14 protein-coding genes are annotated in these 17,826 nt (G+C 67.2%); 8 read left to right on the forward strand and 6 right to left on the reverse strand.

Annotation, left to right across the window (positions count from 1 at the left end):
• Positions 1-38: 38 nt before the first annotated feature.
• Positions 39-1,034, forward strand: coding sequence for a serine hydrolase (locus E1H18_RS01915; protein WP_172263153.1), 996 nt, complete (start codon positions 39-41; stop codon positions 1,032-1,034).
• Here E1H18_RS01915 and E1H18_RS27210 read toward each other — a convergent pair.
• Together E1H18_RS27210 and E1H18_RS27215 are read right to left on the reverse strand one after the other, a co-directional pair.
• Positions 1,031-2,125, reverse strand: coding sequence for an ATP-binding protein (locus tag E1H18_RS27210; protein WP_370526391.1), 1,095 nt, complete (start codon positions 2,123-2,125; stop codon positions 1,031-1,033). The two genes, E1H18_RS01915 and E1H18_RS27210, sit on opposite strands and share 4 nt — an antisense overlap.
• Positions 2,126-2,153: 28 nt before the next feature.
• The gene (locus E1H18_RS27215) at positions 2,154-3,518 is read right to left on the reverse strand and encodes a hypothetical protein (protein ID WP_370526392.1); all 1,365 of its coding nucleotides are present in this window, start codon (positions 3,516-3,518) and stop codon (positions 2,154-2,156) included.
• Positions 3,519-3,767: 249 nt separating this feature from the next.
• On the opposite strand from E1H18_RS27215, the gene E1H18_RS01925 reads away from it, so the two are divergent.
• Positions 3,768-4,979: an NADP-dependent isocitrate dehydrogenase gene (locus E1H18_RS01925; protein WP_172263154.1), complete on the forward strand. Its 1,212-nt coding sequence runs from the start codon at positions 3,768-3,770 to the stop codon at positions 4,977-4,979.
• A gap of 66 nt (positions 4,980-5,045) precedes the next feature.
• Here E1H18_RS01925 and E1H18_RS01930 read toward each other — a convergent pair whose 3' ends face one another.
• Positions 5,046-5,624 (reverse strand): CAP domain-containing protein, encoded by a 579-nt coding sequence (locus tag E1H18_RS01930; protein ID WP_206679013.1) that lies wholly within the window; start codon positions 5,622-5,624, stop codon positions 5,046-5,048.
• 243 nt (positions 5,625-5,867) lie between these two features.
• Between E1H18_RS01930 and E1H18_RS01935 the strand changes: the two genes are divergently transcribed.
• The 5 genes from E1H18_RS01935 to E1H18_RS01955 all read left to right on the forward strand — a co-directional run bounded on the left by E1H18_RS01935 (position 5,868) and on the right by E1H18_RS01955 (position 9,645).
• A complete protein-coding gene (locus E1H18_RS01935) occupies positions 5,868-6,869 on the forward strand; it encodes a type I restriction endonuclease (protein ID WP_241735853.1) in 1,002 nt (333 codons plus the stop codon).
• Positions 6,870-6,978: 109 nt separating this feature from the next.
• A complete protein-coding gene (locus E1H18_RS01940) occupies positions 6,979-7,557 on the forward strand; it encodes a DUF2939 domain-containing protein (RefSeq protein WP_172263157.1) in 579 nt (192 codons plus the stop codon).
• A 12-nt stretch (positions 7,558-7,569) separates the two neighbouring features.
• Positions 7,570-8,505 (forward strand): AEC family transporter, encoded by a 936-nt coding sequence (locus tag E1H18_RS01945; protein ID WP_194247854.1) that lies wholly within the window; start codon positions 7,570-7,572, stop codon positions 8,503-8,505.
• Between the two features lie 80 nt (positions 8,506-8,585).
• Complete coding sequence (locus E1H18_RS01950; RefSeq protein WP_172263868.1) at positions 8,586-8,969, forward strand: VOC family protein; 384 nt, start codon at positions 8,586-8,588, stop codon at positions 8,967-8,969.
• A gap of 118 nt (positions 8,970-9,087) precedes the next feature.
• The gene (locus E1H18_RS01955) at positions 9,088-9,645 is read left to right on the forward strand and encodes a hypothetical protein (protein WP_172263159.1); all 558 of its coding nucleotides are present in this window, start codon (positions 9,088-9,090) and stop codon (positions 9,643-9,645) included.
• Between the two features lie 131 nt (positions 9,646-9,776).
• Here E1H18_RS01955 and alaS read toward each other — a convergent pair whose 3' ends face one another.
• Positions 9,777-12,425 (reverse strand): alanine--tRNA ligase, encoded by a 2,649-nt coding sequence (alaS, locus tag E1H18_RS01960; protein WP_172263161.1) that lies wholly within the window; start codon positions 12,423-12,425, stop codon positions 9,777-9,779.
• A 417-nt stretch (positions 12,426-12,842) separates the two neighbouring features.
• Entirely contained in the window at positions 12,843-13,913 is a 1,071-nt protein-coding gene (recA, locus tag E1H18_RS01965; RefSeq protein ID WP_172263163.1) for a recombinase RecA, read from the reverse strand.
• Positions 13,914-14,172: 259 nt separating this feature from the next.
• On the opposite strand from recA, the gene E1H18_RS01970 reads away from it, so the two are divergent.
• Entirely contained in the window at positions 14,173-15,780 is a 1,608-nt protein-coding gene (locus E1H18_RS01970) for an EAL domain-containing protein (RefSeq protein ID WP_172263165.1), read from the forward strand.
• A gap of 166 nt (positions 15,781-15,946) precedes the next feature.
• On the opposite strand, the gene E1H18_RS01975 is transcribed toward E1H18_RS01970, so the two are convergent.
• Complete coding sequence (locus tag E1H18_RS01975) at positions 15,947-17,770, reverse strand: DUF885 family protein (protein ID WP_172263167.1); 1,824 nt, start codon at positions 17,768-17,770, stop codon at positions 15,947-15,949.
• Positions 17,771-17,826: the final 56 nt, after the last annotated feature.

Here is a 17,826-nt window from a genome sequence, read left to right on the forward strand (position 1 = left end):
AGCGCGCAGCCGAACCGCTACAGCCGCGTTTAGCCCGCATGTCGCGCCGCGCCCTCCTGACCGCCCTCGCCGTCCTGCCGCTGCTGGCAGCCTGTGGCGAGAAACCGATGCTGGGCCAGGAAGAGCCCGCCATCGATCCCAAGGCGTTGCAGAAGCGGATGGAGGAGATCGCCGCCCGCGCCGCGCCGGCCACTCTGGGCGTGGCGGTCATCGACCTGGGCACCCGCCAGCTGTGGGCGTTCAACGGCGAGCGACCTTTCCCGCTGGGGGCTGCGTCCCGCATCCCGATCCTGGCGGCCGTGATGGGCGAGATGGAGGCCGGACACCTTCAGCCGACGGAGACCATCACCATCCGCGACGTCGACCTGTCGCCGCCGCCCAGCGCCGTGGCCGACGCCTGGCCTAGCCGTCAGGACTACACCGTCGCCGAGCTGGAAGCTTTGGGCCGGGCCGGCGACACCACGGCCCTGGACGTCCTGACCAAGCGCATCGGCGGCCCCGGCGGCGTCAATGGCTGGCTGCAGGTCGAGCGGCTGGACCACGTCAGCGTCGATCGCTATCGCCGCCAGGTCGCCACCGACGCCCGCGGCCTCGCCTCGTTCCGCGCCGACTGGAAGACCGAGGAAGCCTGGCAAAAGGCCATCGACTCCGTCCCAACCGCCGAGCGCGCCGAGGCCGGCCGCGAACGCGGCGCCGACCAGCGCGACACCGCCACGCCGATCGGCATGATCCGCCTGCTGGAAGCGTTCCTGAACCGCGAGCTGGTCAGCCGTCCCGACGCCGCCCGCCTGCTGGGCCGCGATCCGGGCTATCTGACCGCCGCCCTGCCCAAGGGCGCGCGGCTGATCCAGAGCGCCGGGACCTCGCCGATCAATCTGGGCGTCTCGCCGTCGATCCACAGCATCGCCGTGGCCGAGCTGAAGGGCGGCCAGCGCATCGCCTTCGTGATCTTCCTCACCGCCTCGACCCAGGACGCCGCGGCGCGCGAAGCCATCGTCGCCGACGTCGGGCGTGCAGTGTTCAAGGAATTCTAACCGCGCCGGACCTGCGCCAAGGCCTCCAGCAACTGCGCGGGGTGCAGCGGCTTGGCCAGGTGCAGATCGGCTCCCGCGGCCTGCGCGGCCGCGACGTGCTCTTCCATGGCGTTGGCGGTCAGCATGATGATCAGCATCCGAGGACCGTGCGACGCGGCCTCGCGAGCCCGGATCGCCCGGGTGGCGGTCAGGCCGTCCATGACCGGCATCTGCATGTCCATCAGCACCGCGTCGAAACGGTCCTCATCCAGCGCATCCAGCGCCGCCTGGCCGTCCTCGACCATGGTCAGGTCGACGCCAAACGGCTCCAGCACGATCTCGACGACCTTTCGGTTGGTCGGATGGTCCTCGGCGACCAGCACACGCAGGCCTTCCAGCGAGACCTCGTCCTGAACTTCCGCCTCCACCTCAGGCGCGGCGTCCGCCAAGCGCGGCAGAGGCAGCACGACCTCGAAGCGCGCGCCCTGGCCTGTCACCGATTCCGCATCGATCCCGCCGCCCATCATCTCGGCCAGAGCCGCGCAGATGGAGAGGCCCAGGCCGGTGCCGCCGAACTGGCGGGTGATCGACTGGTCGGCCTGGACGAAGCGCTTGAACAGACGCTCGCGCACGTCGCCGTCGAAGCCCACGCCGGTGTCGCGCACGACGAAGCGCAGGGCGCCGTCGACGCAATCGACCTCCAGCGACACCTCACCTTCGCCGGTGAACTTCACGGCGTTGGCCAGCAGGTTCGACAGGATCTGGCTGATCCGCGCGGCGTCGCCCTCATAGGTCCCGGCCGCCTCGGGCGAGACCGACCAGCGCAGGGTCAGGGCCTTGGCTTCGGCGGCGGCGGCGTGCAGCTCGGCCATGCCGCGCACCAGCTGGACCAGGTCGAACGGCGCCGGGGTCAGCTGGAACTCGCCGGCCTCGATCTTCGAGACGTCCAGGATGTCGCCCAGAACCTGCTCCAGCAGCCGACCCGACGAGGACACCAGGGCGGCCATCTCGCGGCGGACGGCCGGATCCTCCTCGTCGGCCAGACGGTCGCCGATGGCGATCACCCCGTTCAGCGGCGTGCGCAGCTCATGGGACATGTTGGCCAGGAACACCGACTTGGCCTGGTTGGCCCGCTCCAGCTCAACGGTGCGGGCGGCGACTCGGTCTTCCAGCGAGCGACGCAGCTCGACATTGCGATCGCGCTCTCCCCGCAGCGTGCGGGCAAGAGCGCCGATCTCGTCGTCGCGGGCCTCGATCGCCTCGGTTCCATCGCCGCCGTTGAGACGCTGAGCACGCCAGGGCGCCCAGCGGCGCGGCGACCATCTGGTTGGTCAGGCGATAGAGCAGCAGCACCTGGATCGCTACGCCGATAAAGCCGAACAGCAGCACCCAGGAGGCGGTCTTCAGCGACGACCAGACGATCTCCTCCGACGGGAAGCTCATCAGGAACCACCACCCCGGCTCCGCCATGCGGCCATAGGCGATCAGCCGGTCGCCGTTCGGCGACAGGAGCGTGCCGACCGAATGATGCTGCGCGCGGATATGCGCCACGAGCGGATTGAGGTTGTTGCCGGCCTCGAACCGACGCAGCGCCTCTGCGTCGACCACGCCGTTTCGCGCCAGCCCCTGAGCCGCCACCAGCTCGCCGCTGTCGGTGACGATCATGTTGCGCGCGCCAGGCAAGGCGTCGGCCACCGCGCGCAGCAGGTAGGAGTCCAGCGACAGACTGGTGCCGAACGCACCCAGGAAGCGGTCCTTGTAGTAGAAGGGGGTCACGCAAGCGGCGTTCAGGCTGTTGCCCGTCGGATCGGTGATCATGCGCCGCAGCTTCGTGCACTTCATCACCCCTTCGGGGTTGTGCTCCGGCAGGATCAGCTGGGCGATCTCCTCGTTGACGATGCTGAGGTCAGCCGGCGCGGTCTGGCGGTAAAAGGTCAGTCGGTCCGGGCGCTGCGGCCCGAACATCAGCAGACGCATGTCGGGCGAGAAGAAGTAGAAGTTGTCGTAGTGGCCGATCTCGGCCTCGCCCGTGCCCGACACCACGTCCAGCGCCGACAGGTACAACGACCGCTCGAACGTCGTCAGGCTGTCGGCGCGCGAGAGAAACGCCCCGACGCCGTAGACGAACTGGTCACCCAGGCGCGCGCCGTCGAACAAGCCCGGCGCCGAGCGCCGCGTACCGTCGCCATGGTCCGGGAACAGCCGCTCGAAACGCGTCCCGGCGCCGGGGCCCTCGCCCTGGTCCAGCCGCCGGGTCAGGGCTCCGCCCGCTGCGGCATGCACCTTCACCAGGTCCGAGAACAGGCGATCCTCGGTCTTGACCCGCTCGCTGACATACTCGGTCAGGTGCCGTTTTTGAGTGTCGACCGCACTCTCGCGCACGAACACGAACGCCGCCGCGGTCGCCACGCCCGTCACCGCGATCGACAGGATCGCCACCATGGTCAACAGACGCCGCGCCAACGGCGTACGGACCTCTGCGGTCGCGCCCTGATCTGTATTCAACGCCAATCCCCAGGCCCCGTCTGGCGCCCCGCCCCTTCCGGAAGTAGAGCGCATCTTCGCCACGCGCTCCAGTCCGCATCGGGGCTGGCGTCCCCAAAACACAGGCTCTCGCCGCGAACTGGCCCCAGGTGGCGCCGTCCGGCTTTTCCCTGGCGACGCAACAGTCTATAGCCTCCCCGTCCGCGCCGCTTCCTGGCCCTGTGCGCCAGATCGCCGCAAGCGCGCCACCGCCAGAGGAACATCCCCGCAATGGCCAAGATTAAAGTCGCCAACCCCGTCGTCGACATGGACGGCGATGAAATGACCCGGATTATCTGGAAGCTCATCAAGGATAAGCTGATCTTCCCGTACCTGGATCTGGAACTGGACTACTACGACCTGTCGGTCGAGAACCGCGACGCCACCAACGACCAGGTGACGATCGACGCCGCCGAGGCGACCAAGAAGCACGGCGTCGCCGTCAAGTGCGCGACCATCACCCCCGACGAGCAGCGCGTCGAGGAGTTCAGCCTGAAGAAGATGTGGAAGTCGCCGAACGGCACGATCCGCAACATCCTGGGCGGCGTGATCTTCCGCGAACCGATCATCTGCCAGAACGTGCCGCGCCTGGTGCCGGGCTGGACCCAGCCGATCATCGTCGGCCGTCACGCCTTCGGCGACCAGTACAAGGCCACCGACTTCCTGTTCCCGGGCAAGGGCACGCTGTCGATCAAGTTCGTCGGCGAAGACGGCGAAACCATCGAGCACGAAGTGTTCAAGAGCCCGTCGGCCGGCGTGGCCATGGGCATGTACAACCTCGACGACTCGATCCGCGACTTCGCCCGCGCCTCGTTCGCCTACGGCCTGGGCCGCGGCTATCCGGTCTATCTCTCGACGAAGAACACCATCCTGAAAGCCTATGACGGCCGCTTCAAGGACATCTTCCAAGAGATCTTCGACGCCGAATACGCCGACCAGTTCAAGGCCAAGGGCATCCACTACGAGCACCGCCTGATCGACGACATGGTCGCCTCGGCGCTGAAGTGGTCGGGCGGCTACGTCTGGGCCTGCAAGAACTACGACGGCGACGTGCAGTCGGACATCGTCGCCCAGGGCTTCGGCTCGCTGGGCCTGATGACCTCGGTGCTGATGACGCCGGACGGCAAGACGGTGGAAGCCGAAGCCGCCCACGGCACGGTGACCCGTCACTATCGCCAGCATCAGAAGGGCGAGAGCACCTCGACCAACTCGATCGCCTCGATCTTCGCCTGGACGCGTGGCCTGGCCCACCGCGCCAAGCTGGACGACAACCAGGAACTGGCCAACTTCGCCGCCACCCTGGAAAAGGTCTGCATCGACACCGTCGAAAGCGGCTTCATGACCAAGGACCTGGCTCTGCTGGTCGGCGACAAGCAAGGCTGGCTGACCACGGAAGGCTTCCTCGACAAGATCGACGAGAACCTCCAGAAGGCCATGGCCTAAGACTTAAGGCTTCGGCCTGAACGAGAACGCCCCCGGAGCAATCCGGGGGCGTTTTTCGTTTGGGGCCTAGTCGCGCTGGACGATGGCGCCGGCGAAGTCGATCACGCACATCGCGCCCCATTGCCGGTGACCGCCACAGGCGACCCCGACGGCGCTGTAGCCCGACGAGAAGATGTTGCGCCGGTGGCCACGCCCGGCCACCCGGCTGTCGATCACCAACTGTCGCACGATGGCGCGCGCGTCGTCATGGCCGTACGAGATGTTCTCGGCGCTCATCCCGGCGAACACGCCAGCGGCCCGCAGCCGCGCACCCAGCCCGCCCACCGCCCCATGACCGACATCACCGCGCGGCCCCTGCGCCTGCGCATGCTCCCGCGCCGCCGCGTCCAATCGGCGATCGGCCTTCAGCGCCGGCAGCGGCGCCTGGCGTTCCAGGAACGCGATCGCCTCGGCCACCGCCCCCGGCTCCTCCTGTTCGAACACCCACGCCGACGCCCCCCGCAGCTCGCGCGCATACTCGCCCGGATTGGCCCGGACATAGTTCAGCTCGCCCAGCACCGCGGCGTCGAGATCTGCGGAATGGGCCATAGCTGGGAGGAGGACGGCGACGACGGCGCAGACGCGCGCCAAAGGACGGCACAACACGTGTCGTTACTCGCGATACTGGAAGTCCCCTGAAGCGAGACGTAGCACGATGCAGAAAGCCATCAACAGCGCCCGCGTTGTCGCACAGCACCCACAAGCGGTGAAGCTTGCAGGAGGCCAATGGACCTTTGCGAGAACCAGAGTCATCATGCCCTCAAAACGTGCACGGGAGGGCGCACTATGGATCTGGCGACGCGGCTGGCGGAACTCCAGAAACGAACCATCGAACACCGGGAAGTCCTGTTGACGGAGGAAGCCGCCAAAACGGCTTTGGTCATGCCGTTCATTCAGGCGTTGGGCTATGACGTCTTCAACCCGTCAGAAGTGATCCCCGAGTACACCTGCGACGTCGGCACCAAGAAGGGCGAGAAGGTCGACTACGCGATCTGTGACAGCGGCAAGGTCAAGATCCTGCTGGAGTGCAAGCCAGCGTCCTCGGCCCTGAATCTCAACCACGCCAGCCAGCTCTTTCGCTATTTCAGCGTCACCGACGCACGGCTGGCGATCCTGACCAATGGCGTCGTCTTCCAGTTCTATTCAGACGTCGAAGCGCCCAACAAGATGGACGACAAGCCATTCTTCTCCTTCAGCATGGACGCGCTGAAGCCCACCGATGTCCGGACGATCGAGAAGTTTTCCAAGCACGCGTTCGACATCGAGAAGATCGTGCAGGAGGCTGGCTTCCTGAAGCTGCAATCCCTGCTCAGGAAGGAGCTCGAGAAGGAATTCTCGGAACCTTCCGAGGAGTTCGTCCGCATGATGGCAAGTCGCGTTCACGAAGGCCGCATCACGTCTCAGGTACGCGAGAACTTCTCCAAGCTGCTGACCAACTCGATCTCGTCGTTGATCCGAGACCTCGTCAACGAGCGCCTGTCCTCGGCCCTGAACGCATCGACCATCCCCGAGGAAGCGCCCACCGCTTCGATCGAGGAGAACGAGGCGGAGATCATCACGACGCCTGAGGAGATCTCCGGATTCCACATCGTCCAGGCCATCGCCGCCAAGCACGTCAATCCGAAGCGCGTGGTGATGCGCGACGCCAAGTCGTACTGCGCGATCCTGCTGGACGACAACAATCGCAAGAGCCTGGCGCGCCTGCACTTCAACGGCATCACGACGAAGTACTTCGGGACCTTCGCCGGCAAGGACGAGACGCGGCACAACATCAGCGACCTGACCGACATCTACCAATTCGCCGACCAGATCGCGACGCGGCTCAAGGAGCTGGACGGCGTCAGCGAGTGAAACCCTAAGCATGCCGAACTGCCGCAAGGACGCGCCCGTCGCACGCGAGCGCCCTTGCGGTGAACGTCGATAGCTGTGATCTATCCGCGTTAACCCTTTGGGAGGCGGCATGACCCTGCAGAAGCGGATCTGGGACCTGATCGTGCTGGCGATCTTCGTCTTCGCCGCCGCCTTTGCGACGGCGCCCTGGTTCGCGTTCCGGGCGCTGAAGGCCGCCGCACAGTATGAGGATGTCCAGGCGATCGGTCAGCTGGTCGACTTCCCCGCCGTGCGCCGCAGCCTGACCGGCCAACTGGTCGCCAACGCTCCCGCCGCTCAGCCCGAGAACCCTTCGATCTGGCGCGATCCGCTGAGCGTCTTCAAGAAGGCCATCGAGCCGATCACCCCGCCCGAGCCCAAGGTCGACCGCTATCTGACCGTGGCCGGAGTCTCGGCCCTGACCCGCGGCTATGCGCCCGGCAAGGCCCCGCCCGCCTCGGCGCAGGACGACACGGTGCTGGGCAAGCTGAACCATGCCGTGAAGGGCCCCTATCCGGGCATCGCCTATTGGGACCCCAACCGCGTGCGCATCTCGATCCGGCGCCCGGACGACAGCGGCAAGACCACGATCTTCACCTTCGAGCGCAAGGCGCTGTTCACCTGGAAGCTGGTGCATATCCGCCTGCCCGGCGACGAGCGCCAAGGCTAACCCGGACCGGTGCTGCCTCTCGTTCTCGATGTCCTGACGCGCGTCTGGCCATTCTTCCTGCTGGTCGGCGCGGGACTGGCCCTGACCCGACTGCGGCTGCTGGACGCCAGAATGGCGCAAGGCCTGTCGGCCTATGTGTACTGGGTCGGCTTCCCGGCCCTGCTCGTCCACTCGCTGTCGCGCACCGGCCGACCGGGTCCGGAATTGGTCGCGGGCCTGGCCGCCTATGCCGGGGTGGGCCTGGCGATCATCGCCGTCGTCGCCGTCGCGGGGCGCGCGCTGGGCTGGAGCAAGGCCGAGCGGGCGGGCGCAGCCATGGCGTCAGGCGTCGGCAACAGCGCCTTCCTGGCCCTGCCGATCGCCGCGGCGGTGCTGGGGGTCGAGACCGCCCGCCTCGTGGCCGGGATCGTCGCCGTCGACTTCGTGATCCTGACCGCCGCCGGTGTGGCGCTCTTGGGCTGGGCGGCGGGCCGCTCGGTCTGGCGCTCGACGACCCAGGCCTTTCGCAACCCGGTCGTCGCCGCCGCCCTGACCGGCATCGGCCTGGCCCTGCTGGACATCGCCCTGCCCGAACCGCTGGATCGCGCCGTCGGCATGGCCGCCGCCTCGGGCAGTCCCGTCGGCTTGGTCGCCCTGGGCGCGGCCCTGGGCCTGCGCCAGGCCGAGGACGAGGCCACGCCTGCCGCCGCGCCCGTGATCCTGGCCGCCGTCGCCAAGTTGGCGGTGTTTCCGGTGCTGGTCTGGTTCGCGGTCGGTCTGACCCCCGCCCCGCCCGCTTTCCGCGTCGGCGCGACCCTGCTGGCCGCCGCCCCGACGGCGGTCAATGTCTTCATCCAGACTCGCGCCTATGGCGTCTTCCCGCGCGGCGCGGCGCGGGCCGTGGCGCTGAGCACGGCGCTGTCGGCCCTGACCCTGGCGCTGGCCGCATTGCTGCTGGGTCCCGCCTGACACCTCGGCGCTCGCTGCTGACACCGATCGTCAGCGGCGGGGTTAGGAAGGGGCCAGAGGAGATTTTCATGACCAGCCCCATGATCAGTTACGTCACCATCGGCGCCAGCGATCCCGACCGCGCCGGCGATTTCTACGACGCCGTACTGGGCGCGCTGGGCCATGCGCGGCTGTGGCGGCAGGACCACTGGATCGGCTATGGCCCCAATCCCGAGCACGCGACGATCCTGCTTTGCAAGCCCGAGAACGGCCAACCGACCAAGGCCGGCAACGGGATCATGATCGGCCTGCGCGCCGAGACCGAGGAGCAGGTTTGCGCCGCCCACGCCGCCGCCCTGGCCCACGGCGGGTCCAGTGAAGGCGAGCCGGGTCCGCGTCCCGTCTATGGCGAGGGCTACTACCTGGCCTATGTGCGCGACCCGGACGGCAACAAGCTGTCGATCTGCAAGATGCCGCATGGCTGAGTGAGGATACGGGTCACGCTGACCACGACGCACGGGTCGACTTCGCGGTAAGGGTCATCGCTGCGATCGCGGTATAGTGGCGCGGATTTCCTTCCCAACTCGGATCAGGGCGTCGAAATTGCTCAGCCGTTCTGCCCCCCGATTGACCCATAAGCGGATCGTCACTCGTGGCTTCCAGATCTCAGCCTGGCTGATCGGCGTCCCCTCATTTCTCATGGCGCTTTTCCTCGGGGGAACCGCGTTCGTGATGGGATCCGATCATGCTGCGAAGCCATCACAGTATCTCGACGTGCAGACCTATGGGTTGGTTGGGCTGCTGGCGAACGCCGCCACCGGTCTCGGCGCTGCGTTTTCGTTCTTGAACGGCGTGTTTGTGGGGATACTCGTGTTGCTGGCCGTTTCGGCCCTGGCCGCTGCGTTGTTTGCAGTGATGGTCGGTCTTGTAGGGCAGGGTCTGAAGGCGTCAGCGAACTGGGCGCGTCCTGTAGCGGTGGCCCTGCTGTCGATCTTGGTGCTGATCGGTTTGTTCGCCCTGACGGCCTTGGACCCCATAGGCCGGTTCGCGGACGGCGCAGTGTTGGCGGCTCTATCGTACGGGCTCTGGGCCTTGATCTGGAGATATCACGACCATGAAGCCGCAGGCCTGGCGAACGGCCCGTCTTCTACCGACAAGTAACGCCCCCGAACCGTCACCGTCAGCTTATCGGCGACACACAACGTCCTTGCGCGGCGCGGCGCCCGGGCCAGGCACGAAAAAGGGGACGCCTTTCAGCGTCCCCTTTGCCATTCCAAGCCGCGGTCGGCGCATCAGCCGGCCAGCAGCGCCTTGATCGCAGCGAGGCCGTCCTGGGCCTTGCTGTCGTCCGGAGCGCCGCCCTGGGCGAAGTCGGCCTTGCCGCCCGCGCCCTGGCCGCCCATGGCGATCACGGCGGCCTTGGCCAGGTCGGCGGCGCTGAACTTGGCCGTCAGGTCGGCGGTGACCGCCACGGTGACCGCGGCCTTGCCGTCCGACGTGCCGACCAGGGCGACGACGCCGCCGTTGTTCAGCTGCTTCTTGAACTCCTCGGCGACGCCGCGCAGCTCCTTGCCGCCGACGCCGTCCAGGACGCGGGCAATCAGAGCCGTACCGTTGACGTCCTCAGGACCGGCGCCAGCCCCGCCGCCGCCGCCCAGGGCCAGCTGCTTCTTGGCGTCGGCCAGTTCCTTCTCGAGGCGCTTGCGGTCGGCGATCAGGGCGTCGACGCGGGCGCCGACTTCCAGCACCGGGGTCTTGAACTGGTCGGCCAACGACTTGGCCACGCCCGCCTGGTCCAGCAGGAAGCGGCGGGCCGCCTCGCCGGTCAGGGCCTCGATGCGACGCACGCCGGCGGCGACGCCTTGTTCCGAGACGATCTTGAACAGGGCGATGTCGCCGGTGCGGGCCACGTGGGTGCCGCCGCACAGTTCGACCGAATAGGCCTTGGCCTCATCGCTCAGCGACTTGCCAAGCGTAAGGACGCGGACGCTATCGCCGTACTTCTCGCCGAACAGAGCGACGGCGCCGGCCTCGATGGCCTCCTGCGGGGCCATTTCCTTGGTCTCGGCCGGGACGTTCTGGCGGATGACTTCGTTGACCTCGGCCTCGATCTTGTCGAGCTCCTCGGCGGTCAACGGACCGCCGTGGCTGAAGTCGAAGCGCATGCGCTCGCCGTCGACCATCTGGCCCTTCTGGGCGACGTGCGGGCCCAGCACATGGTGCAGGGCGGCGTGCACCAGGTGGGCGGCCGAGTGGTTGGAGCGGGTGGTGTGGCGACGGTCGGCGTCGACCGAGGCCACGACGCTGTCGCCGACCTTGAGGTCGCCGGCCAGCTCGACGCGGTGGACATAGAGCTCACCGGCCTGCTTCTGGGTGTCGATCACGCGGCTCTCGCGGCCATTGGCCTCGATCGCGCCAGTGTCGCCGGCCTGGCCGCCGCTCTCGGCGTAGAAGCTGGTGCGGTCCAGCAGAACCTCGACAGTCGTGCCGGCGCGGGCCGACTCGACTTCGGCGCCGTCGACGACGATCGCCTTCACGACGCCGGTGGTCTCGGTGGTCTCATAGCCGACGAAGGCGGTGGCGCCGGCCTTTTCCTTGATCGCGAACCAGGCGGCGGCGCCGGCCTGCTGGCCCGAGCCGGCCCAGTTGGCGCGCGCCATCTGGCGCTGCTTTTCCATGGCCGCGTCGAAGGCGTCGGTGTCGACGGTCAGGCCCTTGGCGCGCACGGCGTCCTGGGTCAGGTCCAGCGGGAAGCCGTAGGTGTCATAGAGCTTGAAGGCGGTCTCGCCATCCAGCACGCCGCCGCTCGACAGGTTGGCGGTGGCCTCGTCCAGCAGGCCCATGCCGCGGCCCAGGGTGACGCGGAAGCGCTCTTCCTCCTGGCGCAGGGTCTCGACGATCGAGGCCTCGGCGCGGCGCAGTTCCGGATAGGCCTGGCCCATCTCGGCCACCAGGGTCGGGGCCAGGCGGTGCATCAGGGGTTCGTTGGCGCCCAGCAGATAGGCGTGGCGCATGGCCCGGCGCATGATCCGGCGCAGGACGTAGCCGCGGCCTTCGTTCGAGGGCGTGACGCCATCGGCCAGCAGGAACGACGACGAGCGCAGGTGGTCGGCGATGACGCGGTGCGACGGGGCCTGGTCGCCCTCGGCCTTGACGCCGGTCAGCTCGACGCTGGCCGCGATCAGGCTCTTGAACAGGTCGACGTCGTAGTTGTTGTGCACGCCCTGCAGCACGGCCGCGACGCGTTCCAGGCCCATGCCGGTGTCGATCGAGGGCTTGGGCAGCGAGACGCGCTCGCCGCCGGCCATCTGCTCGAACTGCATGAACACGAGGTTCCAGATCTCGATGAAGCGGTCGCCGTCCTCATCGGGGCTGCCCGGGGGGCCACCGGGAATGCCTTCGCCGTGGTCGAAGAAGATTTCCGAGCACGGACCGCAAGGGCCGGTGTCACCCATGGACCAGAAGTTGTCGCTGGTCGGGATGCGGATGATGCGGTCGTCCGACAGGCCGGCGATCTTCTTCCAGAGATCCGCGGCCTCGTCATCGGTGTGGTACACCGTGACCAGCAGCTTTTCCTTGGGCAGCTTGAACTCGCCGGTCAGCAGGGTCCAGGCGTGGTGGATCGCCTGTTCCTTGAAGTAGTCGCCGAACGAGAAGTTGCCCAGCATCTCGAAGAAGGTGTGGTGGCGGGCGGTGTAGCCGACATTGTCCAGGTCGTTGTGCTTGCCGCCGGCGCGGACGCACTTTTGCGAACTGGCCGCGCGCGGATGGGCCGGCGTCTCGGCGCCGGTGAACACGTTCTTGAACGGCACCATGCCGGCATTGACGAACAGCAGGGTCGGATCGTTCTGCGGCACCAGCGGCGCCGACGGCGTCACGGCGTGATCGGCCTTGCCGAAGTAGTCGAGGAAGGTGCTGCGGATCTCGTTCAGGCTGGGCATTCGCGTCTCAGGTCTGTCGGCCGGCGAGCGGCCGGGAGTCGCGCGCTCATAGCGCGGTTTTAGGCGAAGGGGAAACCTTGGTGGAGATGGGGGCTTTGTGCAGCCAGGGAAAGGGTGGGGTTGGAGGCGGATGCTCCCCCGCGATGCGGGGAAGCTGTCGCCCCCGGGTCGCGCGAAGCGCGCGCCCGAGGATGAACTCAGCGACTGAGGGGGCAAGTGCTGCGAAGGCCGAGCTAGCCCCCTCCGGCCCTCTGGGCCTCCTCCCCCGCGAGCGGGGTAGGATCTCAACGAAATGAGGCCGCCTGGCATGGGGTCCAGGCGGCCTGCGATCGCGGCCCTCGCGGCGGTCCGGCCGCGGGCGTGTTGAAGGCGGGGACGCCCGGGGTCGGGCGAAGGCCGCGAAACCTTTGAGGAGGACTACTCTTCCTCGCCCTCTTCCGGGCCGCCGACCAGGAGCTCTTCCTCGATCTTCTGCGACGACTTGCGGACGGCCGCTTCGATCGAGGCGGCGACGTCCTTGTTGTTCTTCAGGAACTCACGGACGTTGTCGCGGCCCTGGCCGATGCGCTGGCTGCCGTAGGAGAACCACGAGCCGGCCTTGTCGATGATCCCGGCCTTGACGCCCAGGTCGATGACTTCGCCCAGCTTGGAGATGCCCTCGCCGTACATGATGTCGAACTCGACCTCACGGAACGGCGGGGCCACCTTGTTCTTGACCACCTTGACGCGGACGTTGTTGCCGATGATCTCGTCACGGACCTTGACCGAACCGGTGCGGCGGATGTCCAGGCGCACCGAGGCGTAGAACTTCAGAGCGTTACCGCCCGTGGTGGTTTCCGGGCTACCGTACATCACGCCGATCTTGTGACGGATCTGGTTGATGAAGATGACGATGGTGTTGGCCTTGTTGATCGAGGCGGTCAGCTTGCGCAGCGCCTGGCTCATCAGACGGGCCTGCAGGCCTGGCAGGCTGTCGCCCATCTCGCCTTCGATTTCGGCCTTCGGCGTCAGGGCAGCGACCGAGTCGATGACCACGATGTCGACGGCGCCCGAGCGCACCAGGGTGTCGGTGATTTCCAGGGCCTGCTCGCCGTTGTCGGGCTGCGAGACCAGCAGGTTGTCGAGATTGACGCCCAGCTTGAAGGCGTAGGACGGGTCGAGCGCGTGTTCGGCGTCGACGAAGGCGGCGGTGCCGCCGGCCTTCTGGACCTCGGCCACCACGTGCAGGGCCAGGGTGGTCTTGCCCGAGCTTTCCGGGCCGTAGACCTCGATGATCCGGCCCTTGGGCAGGCCGCCGATGCCGAGCGCGATGTCCAGGCCGAGCGAGCCGGTGGAGACGGACTCCATCTCGACCTTGCCCTTTTCGCCCAGCTTCATCACCGAGCCCTTGCCGAACGCGCGGTCGATCTGGGCGAGAGCCGCCTCTAGCGCACGTTGCTTATCGCCTTCTTCCTTGGCCACGAGTTTCAAAGCCGCCTGACTGCTCATTGTTGATCCGCCCTCTATCCCATGATTCCGGTCGCCTGATCGGCGCTTCCCGCGCTGCGCCCCAGCGACCTGTGGAACACCCTTAATGCGTACATGCTTTGTTCTGAGTTCGCAAGATGTTCTCATCACCAGAAACGACCGTTTCTGACGCACCCGCAGAACCCTTACGCAAACTGGATTTGGGTCTTTGGCGTCCGACCGAAACCGGTCCTTAAGCCACGCTATGTCACCGTCTCCCGCTATTCGGGGGCCTACCGTCTTGTCGATCGATCCACGTCGCCTACTGGGTCTGGCGTTCGCCAGCGCCGACCTGCTCGTCGAACTGCGCGACGGCCGTGTGCGTCTGGCGCTGGGCGCGGCGCAGAAGGTGATGGGTCAGAACGAGGCAGGCCTGACGGGCAAGGGCTGGACCCAGCTCTTCGCCGTCGACGACCAGCCGATGGTCGAGACCATGCTGGCCTGCGCCGACGACGGCGTGCGGCGAGGTCCTGTCGTCCTGCGCCTGGCGGGCGCGGAGCCGCGCCATGTGCGGGTGATCCTGCGCGCCCTGCCCGAGAACGAAGGCCGCATCTCGTGCGCGGTTACCGCCGCCCAGCCAGCCGGCCCACGCCTGGCGGCCGGCGAACTGCAGCCGCGCGAAACCTTCGACGACATCGCCAAGGGCCTGTTCGAGGCCGCCCGCGTCACCGGGCTGGAGCTGGAACTGGCCATGGTCGAGTTCACCGGCCTGACCGACCTGCGCCAAGGCATGGCCCCGCAGGAGGCCGCCGCTCTGGACGTCCAGGTGGCCAGCGCCATCCGCGCCGAGTCGCACGGCGGCTGCGCGGCCACCCGCCTGTCCGCTGAACGCTTCGCTCTGCTGCGCCAGCGCGACGACCAGCCCGACAACATGCTCAAGCGCCTGACGAAGATGGTCAGCGCCGAAGCCGCCGCCCACATGGTGCCGCTGGAGGCCGGCGGCGGCTCGACCCGCGCGCTGCGGGCCCTGCGCTACGCCCTGGACGACTTCATTCGCGAGGGCCTGAAGGACGCCGCGCCGATGACCCTGTCCGAAGCGATGAACCGCTCGGTCAAGCGCACCCTGGCCCGCGCCGGCGCTCTGGGCGTGGCCGTCAGCCAGCGCCGCTTCAACCTGGCCTTCCAGCCGGTAGTGAGCCTGTCGACCGGCCTGGCGCATCACCACGAGGTGCTGGTGCGCTTCGAGGACGGGGCCAGTCCGTTCGCTCTGATCCGCATGGCCGAGGAATTCGACCTGATCGAAGAACTGGACCACGCGATCGTCGAGCAGGCGGTCAAGAAGCTGGCCAACGACCAGGAACGCAAGCTGAAGCTGGCCGTGAACGTCTCGGGCCGCACGATCGTCAGCGAGAGCTTCGTCGACCACGTTTCGCGCCTGCTGAAGAAGCACGACGAGGCCAAGGGCCGGGTCATCTTCGAAGTCACAGAGACGGCGGCGATCGACGACCTGCCCCGCGCCAACCAGAACATCCAGGGCCTGCGCGCCCTCGGCTCGGCCGTGTGCCTGGACGATTTCGGGGCCGGCTCCTCGTCGTTCGCCTATCTGCAGCAGCTGTCGCTCGACATCGTCAAGATCGACGGCCGTTACGTGCGCGAACTGGCCGACAACGGCCGCGACGGGGCCATGGTCCGGCGGCTGGTCGAACTCTGTCGCGACCTGAAGATCCGCACCGTGGCCGAGATGGTCGAGACGGTCGAGGTCGAGGAGATCGTCCGCGGGGCCGGCGTCGACTTCGCGCAAGGCTGGCTCTACGGTAAGCCGGCTGACAAGCCCCTGCCGGCTCTGCGGCCGAGCGCGCCGGTCGTAGCTGTGGCGCGGCGGGCGGGGGCGTCGGAGAGCTGGGGGTAATCCCTACCCGCATCTCAGCAAAATCACATCGTCATCCCGCGACTTGTTCGCGGGACCCATTTGTCCGCCGCACGTGCGGACGAAGCTCACATTCTCACGTGAAAGCTGACCCATGGGTCCCGCGCATAAAGCGCGGGATGACGATGATCTTTGTTGCTGGAGCGAACTACGCCTTGCCGCCCTTGCTGACGATGTAGTCGTCGATCACCCGTTCCAGGGTGGTCAACGGGGTCATGCCCGAGAGCAGGCCCGCATCGTGGAACTGGCGAAGGTCGAACTTCTTGCCGAGCGCCTTCTGCGCCTTGGCCCGGGCGCGCAGCCAGGTGATCTTGCCGATCATGTAGCTGCAGGCCTGGCCCGGCCACACGACGTAGCGCTCGATCTCGGTGACCGAACCGCTTTCCTCGTCGCCCATGGTCTCGGCCATGTACTTCACCGCCTGCTCGCGGCTCCACTTCTTGTGGTGCATGCCGCTGTCGACGACCAGGCGCACGGCGCGGAACAGGGCGTCGTGCAGCATGCCGATATGGCCGCGCGGGTCGGTCTTGTAGATGCCCATCTCGACGGCCAGCTGCTCGGAATAGAGCGCCCAGCCCTCGGCATAGCCCGAGAAGCCGATCACCTTGCGGATCAACGGCAGGCCCTGCGCCTCGTTCGACAAGGAGAGCTGCAGGTGGTGGCCAGGAACACCTTCATGCACCGTCAGCGTGGTCAGGGTGTACTTGGCCTGCTCCTTGGTGTCGCGCAGGTTGATCCAGTAGATCCCCGGCCGCTTCCCATCCAGCGAGGGCGAGTTGTAATAGCCGCCCGGCGCGCCAGCCTCGATGGCCTTGGGCACGCGGCGGATTTCCAGAGGCGCTTTCGGCAGCTGGCCGAAATAGGCCGGCAGCTGCTTCTCGATCCACTTGGCCTTGGTGTTCAGGTCAGCGATCAGCTGTTCCTTGGCCGGGTCGGTGTTGTCGTAGACATCCTTGCCCAGCTCGGCCATGCGCTCGCCGACCGTGCCCTTGGACATGCCCATGGTCTTGAAGATCTTGTCGGCCTCGGCCGAGATCGACTTCACCAAATCCAGGCCCAGCTGGTGGATCTCGTCGGGACCGATGGTCGAGGTCGTGTAGTTCTTCAGCGACACGGCGTAGTAGTCGGCCCCGTCCTTCAAACGCCAGACGCCGGCGTCGTGGGTGGCCTTCGACCGCACGCTTTCCAGCAGGGCGATCTGGCGCTTCAGCGCCGGCAGCACCGAGTTCTCGTAGACCTTGGACGCTTCACCGGCCCAGTCGCCGGCGATCTTCTTCTCAGCCGTGCGGCGGGCCACCGACTTGACCAGTGGCGCATCGGCCGTGGGCGTGTCGGCGAAGGCCTTCATCTGCACCAAGGCCTTGTCGATGATGAAGTCGGGCGGGATGACGCCGCCTTCGATGTCGCGCTTGGCGATCAGGGTCTCCTGATCCATCAGGCGCGCGAAGCCCTCCATGCGCTGCAGATAGGCGTCGGCGTCGGCCTTGGTCTCGATGCTGTGCTGGGTGTCCAGGAAGTCGGGCATCGACTGATAGCTGCCGGTCAGCTGGCTCAGCACGTAGGGCGCGCCAGAGCCGCCACCGGCATAGGTAAACTTGCGATTGCCCTCGTCCTGCACCGCCAGGGTGAACTCGACGGTGTCGTAATTGACCGCGTCCATGCCCTTCAGAGCCTTGCGATCGATGCTGCGCAGCTCGGCCAGTTGAGCGCTGGTCTGGGCGGCGCCGGCGGCGATGGCCTCGAACGAGCGGTCGCTCAGCAGGCCCTTGGTCCAGGCCAGATCGTCCTTGTCCAGACCGAGGCTGGTCGCCAGCTCCGGCGCCTGGCGCAGCAGCTTGGCCATGGCCACGTCGAAGAACGCGTTCATCTTGGCGGCCTCACCGCCTTGAGCCAGAGCCATGGTCGGCATGCCGCCGGTCGCGGCGAAACCCGCAGCGGCCGTGGCGAACATCATGTGACGACGATTGAGCAAGGCTTTTCCTCCCCGGAGCCTGTTGGAGGACGAAAGCCGTAGCCGCCTCCTGAGTG

The sequence above is a fragment of the Caulobacter sp. RHG1 genome, assembly GCF_013181195.1.
GTDB lineage: Bacteria > Pseudomonadota > Alphaproteobacteria > Caulobacterales > Caulobacteraceae > Caulobacter.

Bases quoted from the DNA above. Each gene is read 5' to 3' on its own strand.
- E1H18_RS01915 (WP_172263153.1), top strand. From the start codon at position 39: ATGTCGCGCCGCGCCCTCCTGACCGCCCTCGCCGTCCTGCCGCTGCTG.
- E1H18_RS01925 (WP_172263154.1), top strand. From the start codon at position 3,768: ATGGCCAAGATTAAAGTCGCCAACCCCGTCGTCGACATGGACGGCGAT.
- E1H18_RS01940 (WP_172263157.1), top strand. From the start codon at position 6,979: ATGACCCTGCAGAAGCGGATCTGGGACCTGATCGTGCTGGCGATCTTC.
- E1H18_RS01950 (WP_172263868.1), top strand. From the start codon at position 8,586: ATGATCAGTTACGTCACCATCGGCGCCAGCGATCCCGACCGCGCCGGC.
- alaS (WP_172263161.1), bottom strand. From the start codon at position 12,425: ATGCCCAGCCTGAACGAGATCCGCAGCACCTTCCTCGACTACTTCGGC.
- recA (WP_172263163.1), bottom strand. From the start codon at position 13,913: ATGAGCAGTCAGGCGGCTTTGAAACTCGTGGCCAAGGAAGAAGGCGAT.